Annotated in this window: 12 protein-coding genes; 1 reads left to right on the top strand and 11 read right to left on the bottom strand. The window is 45.7% G+C overall.

Translation table 11 applies throughout. From position 1 onward, the window contains the following. Window position 1 precedes the first annotated feature (1 nt). Both ABXS75_06525 and ABXS75_06520 read right to left on the bottom strand, forming a co-directional pair. The gene (locus ABXS75_06525; GenBank protein XCP86445.1) at window positions 2-880 is read right to left on the bottom strand and encodes a sugar ABC transporter permease; all 879 of its coding nucleotides are present in this window, start codon (window positions 878-880) and stop codon (window positions 2-4) included. 28 nt (window positions 881-908) lie between these two features. After that, on the bottom strand, window positions 909-2189 hold the full coding sequence (locus ABXS75_06520; GenBank protein XCP86444.1) for an ABC transporter substrate-binding protein: 1281 nt from the start codon (window positions 2187-2189) through the stop codon (window positions 909-911). 300 nt (window positions 2190-2489) lie between these two features. On the opposite strand from ABXS75_06520, the gene ABXS75_06515 reads away from it, so the two are divergent. Beyond that, window positions 2490-3386 (top strand): AraC family transcriptional regulator, encoded by an 897-nt coding sequence (locus ABXS75_06515; protein XCP86443.1) that lies wholly within the window; start codon window positions 2490-2492, stop codon window positions 3384-3386. Window positions 3387-3549: 163 nt separating this feature from the next. Here the strand turns inward: ABXS75_06515 and htpG are convergent, their stop codons facing one another. The 9 genes from htpG to ABXS75_06470 form a co-directional block, all read right to left on the bottom strand. Next, entirely contained in the window at window positions 3550-5613 is a 2064-nt protein-coding gene (gene htpG, locus ABXS75_06510; protein XCP86442.1) for a molecular chaperone HtpG, read from the bottom strand. A 255-nt stretch (window positions 5614-5868) separates the two neighbouring features. After that, window positions 5869-9504 carry an FtsX-like permease family protein gene (locus ABXS75_06505; GenBank protein XCP86441.1) on the bottom strand — a complete coding sequence of 1212 codons (3636 nt, stop codon included), beginning with the start codon at window positions 9502-9504 and terminating at the stop codon, window positions 5869-5871. 77 nt (window positions 9505-9581) lie between these two features. Further along, entirely contained in the window at window positions 9582-10286 is a 705-nt protein-coding gene (locus ABXS75_06500; GenBank protein ID XCP86440.1) for an ABC transporter ATP-binding protein, read from the bottom strand. Window positions 10287-11551: 1265 nt separating this feature from the next. Further along, window positions 11552-12400 carry a DegV family protein gene (locus ABXS75_06495; GenBank protein ID XCP86439.1) on the bottom strand — a complete coding sequence of 283 codons (849 nt, stop codon included), beginning with the start codon at window positions 12398-12400 and terminating at the stop codon, window positions 11552-11554. Window positions 12401-12436: 36 nt separating this feature from the next. Next, window positions 12437-12880 carry a MarR family transcriptional regulator gene (locus tag ABXS75_06490; protein ID XCP86438.1) on the bottom strand — a complete coding sequence of 148 codons (444 nt, stop codon included), beginning with the start codon at window positions 12878-12880 and terminating at the stop codon, window positions 12437-12439. Between the two features lie 229 nt (window positions 12881-13109). Continuing rightward, entirely contained in the window at window positions 13110-13922 is an 813-nt protein-coding gene (locus ABXS75_06485) for an ABC transporter permease (GenBank protein ID XCP86437.1), read from the bottom strand. Continuing rightward, complete coding sequence (locus ABXS75_06480; GenBank protein ID XCP86436.1) at window positions 13919-14821, bottom strand: ABC transporter ATP-binding protein; 903 nt, start codon at window positions 14819-14821, stop codon at window positions 13919-13921. The genes ABXS75_06485 and ABXS75_06480 overlap by 4 nt, the downstream gene beginning before the upstream one ends. Window positions 14822-14862: 41 nt before the next feature. Beyond that, window positions 14863-15672, bottom strand: coding sequence for an ABC transporter permease (locus ABXS75_06475; GenBank protein ID XCP86435.1), 810 nt, complete (start codon window positions 15670-15672; stop codon window positions 14863-14865). Between the two features lie 21 nt (window positions 15673-15693). After that, on the bottom strand, window positions 15694-16644 hold the full coding sequence (locus ABXS75_06470; protein XCP86434.1) for a metalloregulator ArsR/SmtB family transcription factor: 951 nt from the start codon (window positions 16642-16644) through the stop codon (window positions 15694-15696). Window positions 16645-16748 lie beyond the last annotated feature (104 nt).

The raw sequence follows: 16748 nt of genomic DNA, 5'->3' as shown, positions 1-16748 counted from the left end.
TCTAGTTGATTGTCGGATCATTTAAAAACTTGTACTCCACCAGACTCAAAGCTCCCAACACAGCCAGCAATACCATGGTGATTGCGGAGCCATATCCCATCTTAAAGTATTTAAATGATGTATTGTAAATATAGTGTACAATCGTCGTGGTCGTCTGTGCCGGGCCGCCTTTTGTCATGATCAGGAACTGTTCAAATGCGAGTACCGATCCGATAACCGACATAATCAGAGCCAGCGCAACCTGCGGACGGATAATCGGCAGTGTGATTCGGATAAACTGTGTAATCTTCCCCGCGCCGTCAACGGCTGCCGCCTCATAGACCTGGTCGTCCACCGTCTGGAATGCCGCGAGAATAATCAGCATCGAGAAGCCCGCCATCTTCCAGGTGACCATAAAGATGACCGCCGGAAGTGAGGTCTCTGCCGAATTCATCCACAGAACCGGCTCATCAATAATTCCCAAAAACTGCATGATATAGTTCAGCACGCCGTATAAATCGTTATAGATCCACAGCCAGACCATGCTGCAGCAGGTCATGGAAATAACCACTGGAGCGTAGTATATTGACCGAAATAAATTTACCCCCGCAAAGCTTCCGTTGATCAAGGTAGCCAGGACAAATGCCAGAATAAAGAGGCATGGTGTCACAAATAACGCATATTTCAATGTGAAGAACAGAGAATTCCAAAACTGTCCATCCTGAAATAAGTTGATATAGTTATCCAAGAAAACAAACGTCTTTTCTCCTAACATCGGCCAGTCAAAGAAAGACATCACTACCGTCTGAATGAAAGGATAGATAAAAAACACCAGATTCAGCACCATAGCCGGAAGTACAAACAAATATGATATGAGATTCAGTTTTTTTCTCTGTTTCATTCTCTTCACATTCTCCTTTGTCAAAAAGTTAGTTCAGAATCGCCTCGATATCTGTTTTCACTTTCTTTACCGCATCTTCCGGTGAGATTTTTCCGTTCAGGCAGTTCTGCATCGTAGTTAGCAGCGGATCATACATTTCATCATATTTCACTGCCACCGGAGTGTGTGCTACCTCCAACGCTTCTCTCAGCACCTGATACTGCGGTGTGCTCTCAAAATATTCATTGTCAAACTGGTCACTTCTCGCCGGCAGAAGTCCGCCTTTTGCAAATTCGTCAACCTGTACTTCATCTGATAGAGAATACTCGATGAAATCCCACGCTGCTTCCACGTTTTTACACTGGGATGTGATACCGATGGAGTCTCCGCCTGAGAAGGAAGCATACTCCATTCCCTTGGGTCCCTTCGGAATCAAGGCTGCTCCCCAGTTCATATTGCTGGTTCCGTTTACAAAATTATACACTGCCGCACTGCCCAGCACGATCTGGCTGGCTTTTCCGGTAAGGAACGCATCCTGTGCCTCGCCCCAGGAATAGGTCACCGAGCTCGGCGGTGTCACCTTATATGTATTGGTGAGGTCATAGAAAAGCTGTACCGCTTCTATCGCATTTTCAGAATCCAGTTTGCAGGTCTTTCCGTCCTCTGTCAGGAATTCTCCTCCGTTGTTCCACACATACGGCATGATGGTAAATGTGTAAGCACCGGAATGTCCTCCCGCATATACATATCCATAGTGATCATCGTTGGTCAATTTCTGCGAGTACTCAACCAGTTCATCCCATGTTGTGGGTGGTGTCTCCGGGTCCAGACCTGCTTCCTCGTAGTGATCCTTATTGTACAGAAGAACCGATACGTCTGGTGCGAACGGTACTGCATAGGTCTTTCCGCCCATCTGGCCAGACTTCATCATTCCCTTTCCGAATGTGTCCTTGAAATCCAGCGCCTCGTATTTGTCAGTGATATCGACAAACGCACCTACCGATATAAAATACGGTACCTTTGTACAGTCGATAGCCACGATGTCCGGAGCCTCCTGTGCGGAAAGGGCTAGTGAAAACTGATCCGCCATCTGGGTATTCACCTGCTCGACCACCTTCACTTCCACGTCTGAATGACTTGCATTGTATTTGTCTGCCGCATCCTTAACACATGCCGCGGTAGTATTTCTAACCCAAACCACAATTTCTTCCTTCCCATCGCTGTTCTCGCTCGTCTCCTTAGTGTTTCCCCCACACCCTGTGACCAGAGTGGCAATCATAGCCACTGCCAGCACCGCCGACAATAATCTTTTGACATTTAATTTCTTCATAAACATCCTCCTTTTCTATACATTGCTCATTTTCTCTTAATTTTTCTTTTATCGGTCCGATATCTTGGATATATTATACAAAATTCAACATGCACTGTAAATTGAGATTCCTGACTGAAAATTGCAAAATATTAACATTTAGTTTTAGCAAATTATTAACATCTTCCGATTTCACCATTTTTCCAAATTTCTTTTATAAACACTTGTTTATATACATCAAATGACATAAAATAATATCAAATTATTAGCTATCGAAACATTCATTTAAACATTTTTGTAGCAAAAAGGAGGTAATACTATATGGAATATGTGAATTTTTTGACACCTCCATACCCTCATTTTATTGTCGCCGGGATGGCACTCTACCGCCCGGGGGACTCCCACGGCAAGAGGGAAAATATCGGTGTCTTCGACCTGATTTTCATTGAATACGGTGAGCTTTATATCACAGATGGGACGCAGAGCTACCACTTAAAACAAAACGATCTGCTGATTCTAAAGCCAGACTCCGCCCATTTCGGGCACAAGATCGTTTCCGAAAAAACCAAATTTTACTGGCTGCATTTTCGAACCGACGGCACGTACTACTACTCCCCCGAGTTTCGCCTGGAGAAAAAGCCACAAAAGCCCGGAAGCTATTACACGGACAAGCCTGCCACCTTGGCGCTCCCTCTCTACAAAAAGCTGACGCCACTTGCCAGCAGCGAGTTTTTGTCCATCTTCTCCAAACTTGTTTCCGCCAATATTGACAAATACCAGCAGACCGAGATTCGAGGGCAGGCCATCCCCACTCCTCTGGAATGCCAGATTCTCTTTCTGCGGCTACTCGGCTTCGTGCAAGTGTTCCAGCCCCAGCAGAATTCCTCCGAGCTGCTGGCTGCTAACATTATGGAATATATTTCTCAAAACTATCACACGCAGATTACGTTGGAGAGCATCGCGGATTATTTTAGCTTTCATCCGGTACATATTATCCGCTGTCTCAAGAAAGAATTCGGGCTCACCCCGAACAAGGTAATCATGCAGGTTCGGATCGAAAACTCCAAAAAATTATTGATCACTTCGGATTTAAACATCAGCAAAATTTCCGAATTGGTCGGATTTTCTACGCCTTCCTATTTCAATAAAGTGTTCCGGGAACATACCGGCATATCTCCGAAAGCTTTTCGGGAAGCTAAGGAGCCGGAAGCCACCTGATTTTCAACCCAATAAGACCGCCCCGCAGAAATCCATGCCTTTTGGCACGGGCTTTCCGACGGAGCGGTCTTATTTCAACTATCGCTATCTAAATTCCAATAGAATCTTCCTCAAAATGTCCACATTTTTTCTTAGACCCTCACTAAACATTTTATATTTCTTATTATTTTGTCAGCATCATCATAATATCATTGCTTCGTTTTACAAACGCTGTCATCTCTTCCGGGCTGAGCGGCTTATGCGCCAGCATAGCCAGATCATAGAGCTGATGGCAGATCATGTCGGTGTTTTCACCTTCCTTATTCTCCACCACATACTGTACCAGCGGGTGATTTGCATTCAGCACCAGAGTGGAATCCGTTCCGAACATTGATGCGTCCATACCGCCCATGCCGTACATCTTTATCATTTCCTGCATACGGCGTGACTGCTCGGACAGCGTGATCATAGCGGCAACGCTGTCATCTTTCATCTTCTCCACATTCACGTTCAGCTTGTCATTTCCAAGAGCTTTCCGGAAAATCTCCATCAGGCTGTCAGTCTTTTCTTTGAACGCCTCTTTCTCTTCCTCCGAAACCTCTTCTTTAAAGTGATCCGTCAGATCCGCATCAATTCTCTGGAACCGTACATGCTCGTTCTTCTGCTCTAACTGTGTGATAAACGGAGAGTCAATATTGTGGGAAAGAATCACCGCATCTAATCCCTCTTTCTTGAACATATTGATATACTGGCTCTGCTGCTGCTCGTCGGTCACGTAGTAAACGGTAGTCTTGGTGTCCTCTGTCACCTTATTTGCATCTTCCCCGTCTTTTTCCTTGTCCTCATTCGGCTCCACGATCGTGCCGCCGTTTTTCTCGATGCACTCTTTTAAAGTCAGGTAATTATGATCCAGATTCTTGAACAGAACATAATCCATCATCTTGTCGCAGAACTTCTCGTCCTTCAGGCAGCCGAACTTGATGAACGGACTGATATCGTCCCAGTATTTCTCGTAGTTTTCCTTATCCGTCTTGCACATACCGGACAGCTTATCCGCTACCTTCTTGGAAATGTAGTCCGCCACCTTCTGTACAAATCCATCATTCTGTAAAGCGCTTCTTGATACGTTCAGCGGCAGATCCGGGCAGTCGATCACGCCCTTTAATACCATCAAGAATTCCGGAATGACCTCTTTAATATTGTCCGCGATAAATACCTGGTTGTTATACAGCTTGATTGTACCTTCAATGGAATCGTACTCCGTATTAATCTTCGGGAAATACAGGATTCCTTTCAGGTTGAATGGATAATCCATATTCAGATGAATCCAGAATAACGGCTCCTTGTAATCTAAAAATACCTTGCGGTAGAACTCGATATAGTCCTCCTTGCTGCATTCATTCGGGTGCTTGGTCCAAAGAGGTTTTGTGTCGCTTAAGGAAACCGGGCGCTTTATGATCTTCACCTTGTCAGACGCCGGGGAAACCTCTACCATTTCCTTCTCGCCGTTCTCATTCTCTTTTTCTTCCATCTTGGCGTCTTCATGAATATGTTCTACGACCTCGTCCGTATCCAGAAGCTCTTCCTCCGGAATCGTCTCATACTCCGGCTCGGCGTTCTCCTTGGCAAGGAAAATCTCTACCGGCATAAAGGAACAATATTTTTCCAGGACCTCGCGGACGCGGTATTCATTCGCGAACTGCACGCTGTCCTCATTCAGGAACAGGGTAATCTCTGTACCGACGCCCTCTTTACTTCCCTCTTCCATCTCGTACTCGGTTCCGCCGTTGCTCACCCAATGTACCGGAGAAGCACCTTCTCTATAGGAAAGCGTATCGATATGAACTTCGTCCGCAACCATAAATGCAGAATAAAATCCCAGACCAAAGTGTCCGATCATCTCATCGTCCGTCGTCTTATCCTTATATTTCTCCAGGAATTCCGTCGCCCCTGAGAATGCGATCTGCGTAATATATTCCTCTACTTCTTCCGCCGTCATACCAAGACCATTGTCGATGAATTTGAGGGTCTTCTCTTCCGGGTTCACGAGTACCTGAATCTTAGCCATATAATCATCGGGTATCTCGTATTCGCCCATCATATCCAGTTTCTTTAATTTAGTAATCGCATCACAACCATTGGAAACCAACTCACGCACGAAAATGTCGTGGTCTGAATACACCCATTTTTTAATAATCGGGAAAATGTTTTCGCTGCTGATAGAAAGACTTCCTTTTTTTGCTGCCATTTTGATTCACTCCTTAAAATATTTTTATATTTGCAGGTATCTTAGAGTAAAGCGTATCCCTTTCTGCGCCATAAAATTCCGGTCTTTTACGTCCGAAACCTTCCAGTCTCACGCCCGACCGATACCTTCTTATCTTGTCTATGAAATATCTTAATACCCAAATTTCCAAATGTCAATAGAAAATTAGCACTCATTTAATATGAGTGCTAATAATTCTCTTAAAATTATAAACAATTTATAAACTTCCCCTGGCGCCTACTCCACGCTCTTCAAAGATTCCACCATATCGATTTTCCTGAGCTTGTAGAACATGATCAGGTTTACAAATACAGAAAACGCCACGGTAAACAGGAAGCTGTATAAGTAGCTGGGCCAGTGAATGGTTCTTCCGAACATGGCCTCCTCCACTTCGACTGTCACGATTACGTAACGATGCAGTAAATTTCCAAGCCCCATTCCTAAAACAGCTCCGATGATGGTAAGCAGCACATTTTCCCTATAAACATAGGAGGCCACTTCCATATCGTAAAATCCCAGAACCTTGAGCGTGGCAAGCTCCCGCCGCCTCTCCGTGATATTGATATTATTCAGATTATAGAGCACGACGAACGCAAGTAATCCGGCCGAAATGATCAGCACCACGATTACCAGGTTGAGGCTCTTTAACATATCGTCCAGACGGCTCTCAATACTGCTGGTATAACTTACGTTCAGCACCTGATCATGGGAAAGGAGCGTCGTTCCTATCTCTTCGATTTCCTTTTCCTCTCCCGCTTTTACCATATACAAAATGCTGTTGTATCTTGGAGGTGCGCCATACAACTCCTCATACGCCTCGTTGGAGAGATAAAGGTACCCGCCCAGATAGTTCTCACAGACTGCTCCAATCACGACCTCCCGGTCACCGCGATCCTCGTCCGAGATTGTCAGGGTATCTCCGGCCTCCACCTTCAAAAGCTGAGACGCCTTCTCTGTCAGAATCACCTGATCCTCCTTAAGAGAGTAGACCTCATCCCCGATTCTGCTGTGAAAACTTAAGAAATCCTCAATCTCCGTTTCATCATTCGGAACAGTCAGGTACACACTCCGTTTCTCCTTTCCGGCTTTCAGATCAACTTTCTGCATTCTGACCGGAATCGCACCCTCCACTGCTGAATTTCCACTTAGATAATCCAGGATTTCCTCCTTTTCTTCCTTAGATGCCTTATCCTCAAAATAAACGGACGCGTCATAAAACTGGACTTTCTCATATTGCAGTTCCACGATCTCGTAAATACAATCCTTAAGACCAAATCCAACCAGCATCAGAGCCATGCAGCCGCCGATTCCGAAAATCGTCATAAAGAACCGCTTTTTGTAACGCACCAGATTCCGAATGGAGGACTTCCAGATAAAACTGAGTCTCTTCCAGAACCAGCCGGCCCGCTCCAAAAGGATCCGTTTCCCCTGTTTGGGTGCCGGCGGCCGCATAAGTTGCGCAGGCTGAGACGCAAGCTCTTTATAGCAGGAAGCTATAGTTGCAAAGGAAGTACAGAATACCGCGATCACCGTAGCCTGTAACGCATAGGATAAATGGTATGGCACAAGGATATCCGGAATATGCTTATACATGATCTTATACGCATAAATAATAATGAACGGAAATATTTTTTCTCCGAATAGTGCGCCGAACACACTGCCTCCCAGTGTTGCCGCAAGGGCGTAGTACAGATATTTTTTAGCGATCGCGAATTTCCCATAGCCCAGCGCCTTTAACGTTCCGATCTGCACCCTTTGTTCCTCGACCATACGTGTCATCGTCGTCAGGCTAATCAGAGCTGCCACCAGGAAAAACAGCACCGGAAATACCTGCCCCAGCGAACGCATTCGGTCTGCATTCTCCCCGTAGCCATTATATTCCGTCAAAGCGTCCCCTCTGCTCTGTATGTACCACTTGGGATTCTCTATCTTCTCAATCTCTGCTTTCGCGTCAGCAATCTCCTGGCGAGCCTCTATTAATTCCTCTTCTCCGTCCGCGATCTGCGTCTCACCATCCGCGATCTTCTCTGCCGCCTCTGCCGCTGCCTGCTCATACTCTGCCCGCCCTTCGGCAAGCTCCTTCTGTCCTTCCTCCAGCTCCGATTTTCCAGAGACCAGTGTGTTTTCCTCTTTTTCAAGAAGTGCCCAGGCTGCGTCTATCTGCGCCTGTCCGCTGTCGATCTGCTGTTTTGCTGTCGCCAACGTCTTTTTTCCGTCCGCAATCTGTCGTTTTCCATCTTCTATGACCTTCGCCGTCTCTTCGAGTTTTTGCTCACTTTCAAGAAGGAGCCTCTCACCTTCTTCCAACTCCGCCTGCTGCGCCAGAAGTTCACTCTGACTGTCTTCCAGCTCCTGGCGGCTCTTTTGCAAACTATCAATCTGTGCGTTCATCTCGTCTACTGACGCAAATCCCGCCTCAGATAAAGCCCGATCAATTTCCGCCTGATACATTGTCGCCTTAAGTCGAAGCAACGCCTTCTGTGCTTTCCAGGTCGTAAGAAACCGCTTCTGCTCCTCAGTCCTCTCATCCTCCGGAATCATTTCATACTGACTGTAACGTGCATCGCCGTCCGCAATTTCTGTTTCCGTTTGTTGTATCTCAGTCTGCGCCTGACTGATCCCCGCCTGAAGCTGCGACAGTGCATCAAGCCCGGACAAAATCTCTGTAAGTCCTGCTTCGATCTGTTCAAGTCCCTCTTCCAGCTGTGGTTTTGCCGCTTCAATCTCCTCTTTTTTCTCCTGAATCAGCGGCATATTCTTCTCATATTCTTCCTGATACTGCTTTTCGCCTTCCAGGAGTTCCTTTTCCTTTGCGTTAAGCTGGGCTACCCCTTCTTCATATTCTTGTCTTGCCGCAGTCACCTTTTTTTGCTGTGCATTCAGTTCAGTTCTGGCTGATGCTAACTGTGCTTCACCATCTGCAATCTGCTTCTGTGATTTTGCCAGCTTCGCCTCCCCATCTGCCAGCTTCTTTCTGGCAGCAGAAAGTTCTCTTGCCGCAGTGCTCTTCGCTTCCTCCAGCTCTTTCTTCGCATCATCCAGCTTGCCGGATTCTTCATTTACCGTCTCTTCCGCATCCGCTATTTCCTTATTAGCCTCCTCGAGAATCTCATCTCTCCTTGCCATGCAGCGTTCTTCCTTGATCTGTTCCAATGCTTCCACCGCGGCATCGGAAAGCTTATCATATTCCTCCGTAAATGCCGTCTCATCCAATGTATCCCTGACCCTTACATAGGCTTCTGTATATACATCCATATCAAAGGAAGCTTCATCTACCATCACAAATCCGCTGACTTCACCGGTTCCGATCATACTGCTGCCACGTCCAAAAGATATGTACAAAGGACTATTTCCGATTCCCACCACCGTATAGGTGTCCGTGACCATGCTGTCTGTAAGCGGCGTTTCATCACCGGAGCGAAATATAATCTGATCTCCCACTTTATAATCCGCATAGGCCAGAAAATCCTCGTCCAGAAGGCATTCCCCTTCTTTTTCCGGAAGCCTGCCTTCTTTTACCGCCACTGTGTTAAATGTGTTCTGCACCGAAATCACATGGACTACTTTGTCCGTATCTCCCACAGGGCATAGTACGTCCTTACTATATGCCCCTTCCGTCTCTTCAATTCCCTCCAATTCATTAATCGCGCGGATATCATCATCCGTCAGCCCCATACTGCCCATGACCTTGATATCCATCAAATTACTTTTATCAAAATAGGAATCTCCCGAGATCCGCATACTCGGTTCCGACGCGCGTATTCCCGAATAAAACGCCACGCCCAGCGCTACAATAAAAAATATGGACACGAACCGCCCCATCGTCTTTCGGATTTCCATAAAAAAGTCTTTACGTAACACGTTTTTCTTCATATGACCCCTGCCATTCTGTTATACTTTTTCTGTCGTATCGTCTTGCTTATCCATAACAATATCGCCGTTTCATGGCACTACCACTCAATCGTCTCCACCGAAACCGGGTTTGGATTTTCTACTATGGAAGCCACTTTTCCATTCTTCATCTTAATGACCCTGTCCGCCATAGGCGCGATCGCCGAATTGTGCGTGATCAAAATGACCGTCATTCCTCTCATACGGCAAGTGTCCTGCAGCAGCTTCAAAATAGCTTTTCCTGTATTGTAGTCCAATGCTCCGGTAGGCTCATCGCACAGGAGCAGCTTGGGATTCTTCGCCAAAGCCCGGGCGATGGAAACTCTCTGCTGCTCGCCGCCGGAGAGCTGCGCCGGAAAGTTCTTGAGGCGCTCTCCAAGCCCTACTTCTCTTAATACCTCTTCCGCATCCAGCGGGTCCTTGCAGATCTGCAGGGCCAGTTCCACATTTTCAAGGGCCGTCAGATTCGGGACCAGATTATAGAACTGGAATACGAATCCGATGTCATCCCTTCGATAGGAGGTGAGTTGGCGGGCATTATACCCCGCCACATTGGCGCCGTCAATCCAGACTTCTCCACTGGTCGCTGTGTCCATGCCTCCTAAGATATTGAGAACGGTCGTCTTGCCCGCGCCGCTGGCGCCTACCACTACTGCAAATTCTCCTTTTTTGATTGTGAAATTGATGCCGGCGGCGGCAGCAATCTCTATTTCTCCCATTTTGTATATCTTGCGTACATCTTTAAGTTCTACGAATTCTCTCACGGTTTTACCTCTCTATAGTGTCGTTTATGGGCTTTTGCCCGTGCTAGTATATTGATGGGTTGAACCCCGCAGTGCAAACTCACGAGCTTCGCTCGTTCGTTCACGGGCTTTCGCCCTATCAAAGTGCAGGAAAAGCAATTCGTCTGCGAGCAGCCGATTGCTTTTTCTGCACTTTGGCACTGCTCATTGCCTTCGTGCACATTATACCACACCCTCCCTGGTAAAAGGAAGATATGTCGCTTTGTAGGAAATTAAAATTTTCTAAACTTTGATTTTCATAAATCTCTACTTAAATAAGAATTTCTATCCTATAACCCTCATTTCAGACTCAAATGCATTGTCTGGTATTTTTACATAGTCGCGCGAATATTTTATTGTTAATTTTGTGCACATTGATATTTTATTGTGATTTTGTACAATTTTTGATATCCATTTTTGTAACATTTGTCTTTTTTGCGGATTTACTTAGGGGGATTGCCATGGTATTATAATACCAGCTTGAAGATATTACTAGTTTAGAACATTCCTTGACAGGGCGGTATCGCAGAGATGCGAGTCCGGTTCCCTATCAAAGGAATACACAATTTAAGACGCTTTCAGTATTTTGATACTTTTTATTTTCATTTCTCCTTTAATGAAATTATTGGAAAAACAGTTTACAACGTTTCCCCCGATCATACGTTGTAAGCTGTTTTTTCATTTCTGGGATATTTAATATGAAATTTTTTCGAATCGGCTGCTATTTAAGAACATTTTGAGTATAATAATATTGAGCAATGCTCATTACGCTTTACAGTGTGCGACTTCAACACTGTTTATTCAAATACGTTTCGCAATGTACGGCGCTGAAACATTGCTTATCCAAATACGCTTCACAATGTGCGGCACATGGAATGATACAAAACACCGCCCCATCGTCTGCCTAATTAAATCATCTGAAAACGAAAATCTTTATTGGGCAATCCCTATGGGAAAACTGAATCATCGTAATTCTGCACAAAAAAAGCGCCTGGACTTTTATTTAAATCTCCCAGAACGTGATATTCGATCCTGCTATTACCACACTGGCAGAACAACGTCGCAGTCTATCTTTTTTATCAGCGATGCCATTCCTATTACAGATAAATACATAGATGGCATCCATGTAGGTGCAGATAAGCAACATTTTATTATCAAAAATCCAAAACTTATCTTCTCAAGGAACTGGAAAAATCCGACTAATCTAACTACAATTAGGTTAGTCGGATTTTCCAAATATATATTTACTACTTCCCGCTTACACGTTCCACAAAAATAATCCCAAACGCTTCCGGGCCGATATGCGCTCCAATCGTAGAACCAATCTGAAGCCGGTCCGCTATCTGAATGCCTTCTTTTTCCAGTTTCGTCTCAAAACGCTGACAGTTGTCCGTGCCATAGGAATAAATGACATAGACCGGAAAATCAGGATCAATCTCAAGCTCCTGCAAATGCTTGATGATGTAGCTGATAGCCTTATTTCTGCCAATACATTTTCCAAGCATTCCGATCTCGCCTTTTTCTGTGACTGTAATAATAGGTTTAATGTTGGCCATGTCCCCAATCGTCGCCACAGTTTTGCTGATTCTTCCGCCTCTTCCGAGATATTCCAGAGTATCCAGAGCCGCCACTACTTTAACTTTTGATTTCATCTCCTCCACGGCGGTCACAATCTCCTTAGCAGTTTTTCCGTCCGCCCGGAGCTTACATGCATAATCTGCCATCTCTTTAATCGTATAAGTAGCGGAAAGCGAATCGATAATATGAATCTGTTCATAATCTACCATGCTTTTAGCCATAACTGCTGTCTGGCGGGTGCCGCTGAGTCCGGAGGATAACAGAATGCAGATCAGCTCGTCACCTTTTTCTTTTGCGTCCTCGAAAACATCCAGGAATTCCTGCGGGGAGGGCTGGGAGGTCTTTGGAAATTCTCCGCTCCTTTCCAAAATTTCATAGAATTCGTCTCTACCCATGTCGATGCCGTCTACGTATGTCTTTTCCCCGATGGCGATACTGATGGGCAGGAGTTCCATATTCTTTTCTTTGATCTCCGCCAATGTGTAGTCGGATGATGAATCTACCAGTATTCTTATCATGACTGTGTTTTCCTTTCTCTACCTATTATTTTCTTTCTAGCAATTAATAATCTCTTCTGCCGCTTCGGCGATCAATTTGAAATTTTCCAGAATCTCCCGGGATTTTTCCACGCCAACTTTCTTTACGATAGCGTCAACTAATTCCAGATTCTTCCGATGCTGTTCGGTAAAAATATCCGGGCTGTCGGGACTAAATTTAATGTAAATCCGGCGTCGGTCTTCTGTGGAGCGTTCCCTGACAATCATTCCCTTTTCTTCCAGACTTTTCAGCGTTCTGTTCATCTGCGATTTGAGCATGCGCGTCTCCTTGCATAGATCAGTCGCCGTCAGATACTGCTTAGGGCTGCGGATATAGTTTCTGAGCAAAATGTTGCAAATCAGGGATTCGTTATATGGCATGTCCGATACAATCCGTTCATTGCTTATCGTTAGTCTTAGTTTTAACCATGCGGACAAGAGGTCTTCGTTAAGTTTTTTCATAAGGGACTCCTGAATTTGGTATATTAGTTTACTTTGTGAACTATTCAACGGGTATGATAGCATGGTTTGGGGAGGATGTCAAATGGAAATGAGGACGATAATTTTTTTGGAGGGATGTATGAGAGACGCCGTAAAGTGTGTCTTTGACGAACATACCACGCTTTACGGCTGTTGGCTCATAAGGGGTACAAAATTATGTTCCTGCTAGAGAAACGGGGTTGCAGACGGGTTAGTAAAATAGTAGTTCTCCGGTTTGGCGGTTGGTTTGTTCGGCTTTCTTTAGGAGGATTTGGGTTATGGCAATCATGGTGGTGAGGCAGATTAGGAGTTTGATCAGGTCGGGGAAGAGACTGGTTGGTTGTTGGTGGATGTGGAGGGTTAGACGAATTAGGTTCAGGCAGTAGGTCAGGGGGAATAGCAGGGAGATGAGGCGGGCCCAGAGGGGGAAGGCGTTTAGGGGGATTCGGGTGCCAGAGAAGAGGAGCATGGGGGTGTCGAAGAGATCCATTATGATGGAGGCGTCGCGGGAGAAGAGAAAGATTGCGTTCAGCATTCCGCCCCAAATGGTGGAGGAGGCGACGAGCAGGAGGAAAATGAGCGGGAAGAGGTACCAGTTGGCCAGGCTAAGGCTTCGGGTGTAGAACAGGATGAACAGGCAAAAGCAGCAGAACATCCAGGCTTCCTGAATAAGCGCACCCAGGGCTTTTCCGTAGTTTAAGGCAAGGCGGTTTGCGGGGGTGAGGAACGCGATTTCCAGAGTTCCGCCGGTTCTTTCGTCGTAGGACATGGACCAGGCATTTTGTACCATAGACCAGAAACAATTATAGGCCATATAACCGGTAGCAAGAAATGCCAGAAGCGTCTGTGCATTTCCGATTCCGGCAATATTTCCTGTAAGCTCAAAGGGTTTATAGGTATAGTAAACCTCTAAAAATCCCAGGATCGGCCAGATGAGCAGGGAAAAGTATACAAAATAGGAATGGTAATTGTGTTGTTTTTGTTTGCGGATTTCTGCATAGATTACTAATAGGATTTCTCTCACTTTTCTTCCTCCTTTGCTTCATTTACCAGGTACATCAGAATATCTTCCAGGGGAATTTCCGGTTCTTTTGGATTTTCCGGATCGGAATCTAAGGGTGCTCTCCTTGCCTTTGCTTCCCGGACATGTGGGGCAAATAAGGTCTGCAATTCTTCCTTGGTTCCCCGGGCAATGATCTTACCGTGGTCTATGACATAGATGTAATCGCAAAGTTCCTCGGCTTCACTGATATAATGCGTTGTCAGGAGGACCCCTTTCTCTTTCTCTGCTGCAAGACGCCGAATCAGTTCACGGATTTCTTTGGCAATCACAATGTCAAGCCCAAGAGTCGGCTCATCCAGAAAAATGTAGGCCGGATCGTTGACAAGTCCCCGCGCGATCTGGAGTCTCTGCTTCATTCCTTTAGAATAGCGCTCTACCGGAATGTCCGCAGCTTCTTCGAGGTCCACGATTCTCAGGAGATTACGGATTCGTTTTTTTAAGGTATCGCCGCTGATTCCGTAAAGGCTTCCGAAATATTCCAGATTTTCTACTGCGGTAAGGCGCCAGTAGAGATTCCTCTCGCCGTCTGAGATCACATTGATCCGCTCTTTGACGCGTCGATGCTCTTTGATTGCATCGATTCCTTCCATCTCAAGGGTTCCGGCCGTCGGCTCAATTACGGAGGAAAGCATACGGATCGTCGTCATTTTTCCGGCTCCGTTAATTCCTAAAAGACCGATGATCTTACCTCGTGGAATTTCCAGGGAAACTCCTTTTACGGCGTGGACCGTTTTTCTCGTTCTGGGGCGAAATAGCCCTCTTTTTTCTTTTAATTCATAATCTTTGACCAGATTTCTGGCTATGATTTTCCTCTGACTATCTGCCATCTGCTTTTTCTTGATTTTTTCTGCTTGTTCCATTTTGGCTGTTCCCTTCTTTTCTCTTTTCTTCATGCAAAATTTCATGCAAAAATGCTCTCGACCAGGACACGCTCCTTCTTCCTGAACCACCAAATACCAAGTCCAGCGTAGAGCAGGCATAAAAGTAACACCTGCAAAATCAGTTTTCCGTTTCCCGCAAGCATTTCCCGGTGAATGATCACTCTCCGAAACAGTTCTACTGCCGGAGTGAGGGGCAAAATCTGTGCGAATTTTTGCACCCAGACCGGAAGGTATTGAATCGGAAATGCGATTCCGCAGCTCAGGCTCATAATAAAAAACAGGGTATTCTGCGTGATGTAGGTATCCCTTGTCTCCAGCATTACCGCCGACAGGGAAAGTCCCATGCAGAAAAATGCGAACACGGCGAGAAGAATGACCAACAAAGCGCTGAAGGTAAAAAGAGCCTTAAGGTTCGCTCCAAATAAAACCCCAGTCAAAAGAACGGCTCCAAATTCCAGGAGCGCTCTCTGTGTTTGTTCTGCAAGGCAGCCCAGAAAATATTCTGTCCTCGATGCAGGTGACAACAGAAGGACTTCCAGCGTCCCCTCCCTCTGCTCCGTGATCAGCGCTCTCCCCACGTTCATAAGCGTTGCCACTGCCAGCACATTGAACGCTGATCCCAGCACAATAAAGGTCATATAATCTGCTCCGTTCGTATAATGGTAATACTCCCGGTTCAGATTCCCTTCCATATAATAGTGATAAATAAAATAGGGAAATACAATCTGTGTGACCCCTGTCACAATCCGCGACACAATAAAAGACCAGGGGACTGCCCGCAAAATGCCAATCCTGTTCTTGCGGTATGTGGATTTGATAACCTGCAGCATGAATTGCCTCCTTTTTTGCTCCTACAACATCATTTCATAAAAACGATAAGGAATAAAATCGATACTTTCCTTTACCAGTTCATACTTCACATAGTTTCCCTCCCGATGTTTTTCCACCATTCCCGCCTGCCAAAGGAGGCGCAGATGTTTGGAAATAGCCGCTTCACTGACCTGAAGCTCGTTTGCCAGCTCTTTTGTTGTCCCCACTCCATGAACGATTTCCCGCAGAATGCAAAGTCTCATCTCATCGCCCAGTGCCTTGCAGATCCTCAGGAAATCCGCCGGAATCGCATCCTCCTTTTTCTCTACCCTCACCGATTTTACCAATTCCATTTTTCCTCCCCGCTCATAGTTCCAAAGATGCGGGCTTAAAAATGTACTGACCGTGGCGTAGATCGTTTTAATCTTGCTCATGGGATATGCATATTCTCTGTTTTTCAGGAAAACAATCTGATCTTTTTCTATTTTGAGCCGTTCGTGTATTCCTCCTGCCCAATTCCAAATCCCCTGATTTTGGCACTTATCCGCCTCCGCCCGAATCATTCGCTTCAGGAACGGAAACAAAATAATCTCTTCACGGCGATAGATCTTCTGATAATACCGATTGATGACTGATAATATTTTGTCCCGCTCCGGAACTGTTATTTCTCCCCGATCACAACGGACCATCTGATTCCACCTGATGATATGCATCTGCCTAAGGTGCTCCATCGTTTCCGGTATATCCAAAAAGCGCATGTTTTTCCATTCGTCAGAATCAATCACCAGATTCCAGTTATCTGTCTCATGCCGCAGATTCCGTATTTCCTCCACCAACTCCTGATGCTCACGCTCTGCCTCAAATACCCAGCGCCCCCTCTCCTGGTGGTGCTCGGGAGCGGCCAGCACATGCATGGAGAAAAACATTTCCCATGCCGGCATGTACAGGAAGATCACCTCCACTCCCATGCTCTCAAATTGATCTATTATCATGTTTTCCCTCCTTCCCGACGATTAACTTTCTGGTTAATCGCTTGCCTTTCCGCCTTAAGTGCGGTTATTATAGGGAACGTTCCTTGCTTTGTCAAGTAATTTGT

The organism is Roseburia hominis (genome assembly GCA_040702975.1).
In the GTDB taxonomy this organism is placed as follows: Bacteria; Bacillota; Clostridia; order Lachnospirales; family Lachnospiraceae; genus Allocoprococcus; species Allocoprococcus hominis_A.
This window is presented reverse-complemented; position numbering and strand designations above follow the sequence as displayed.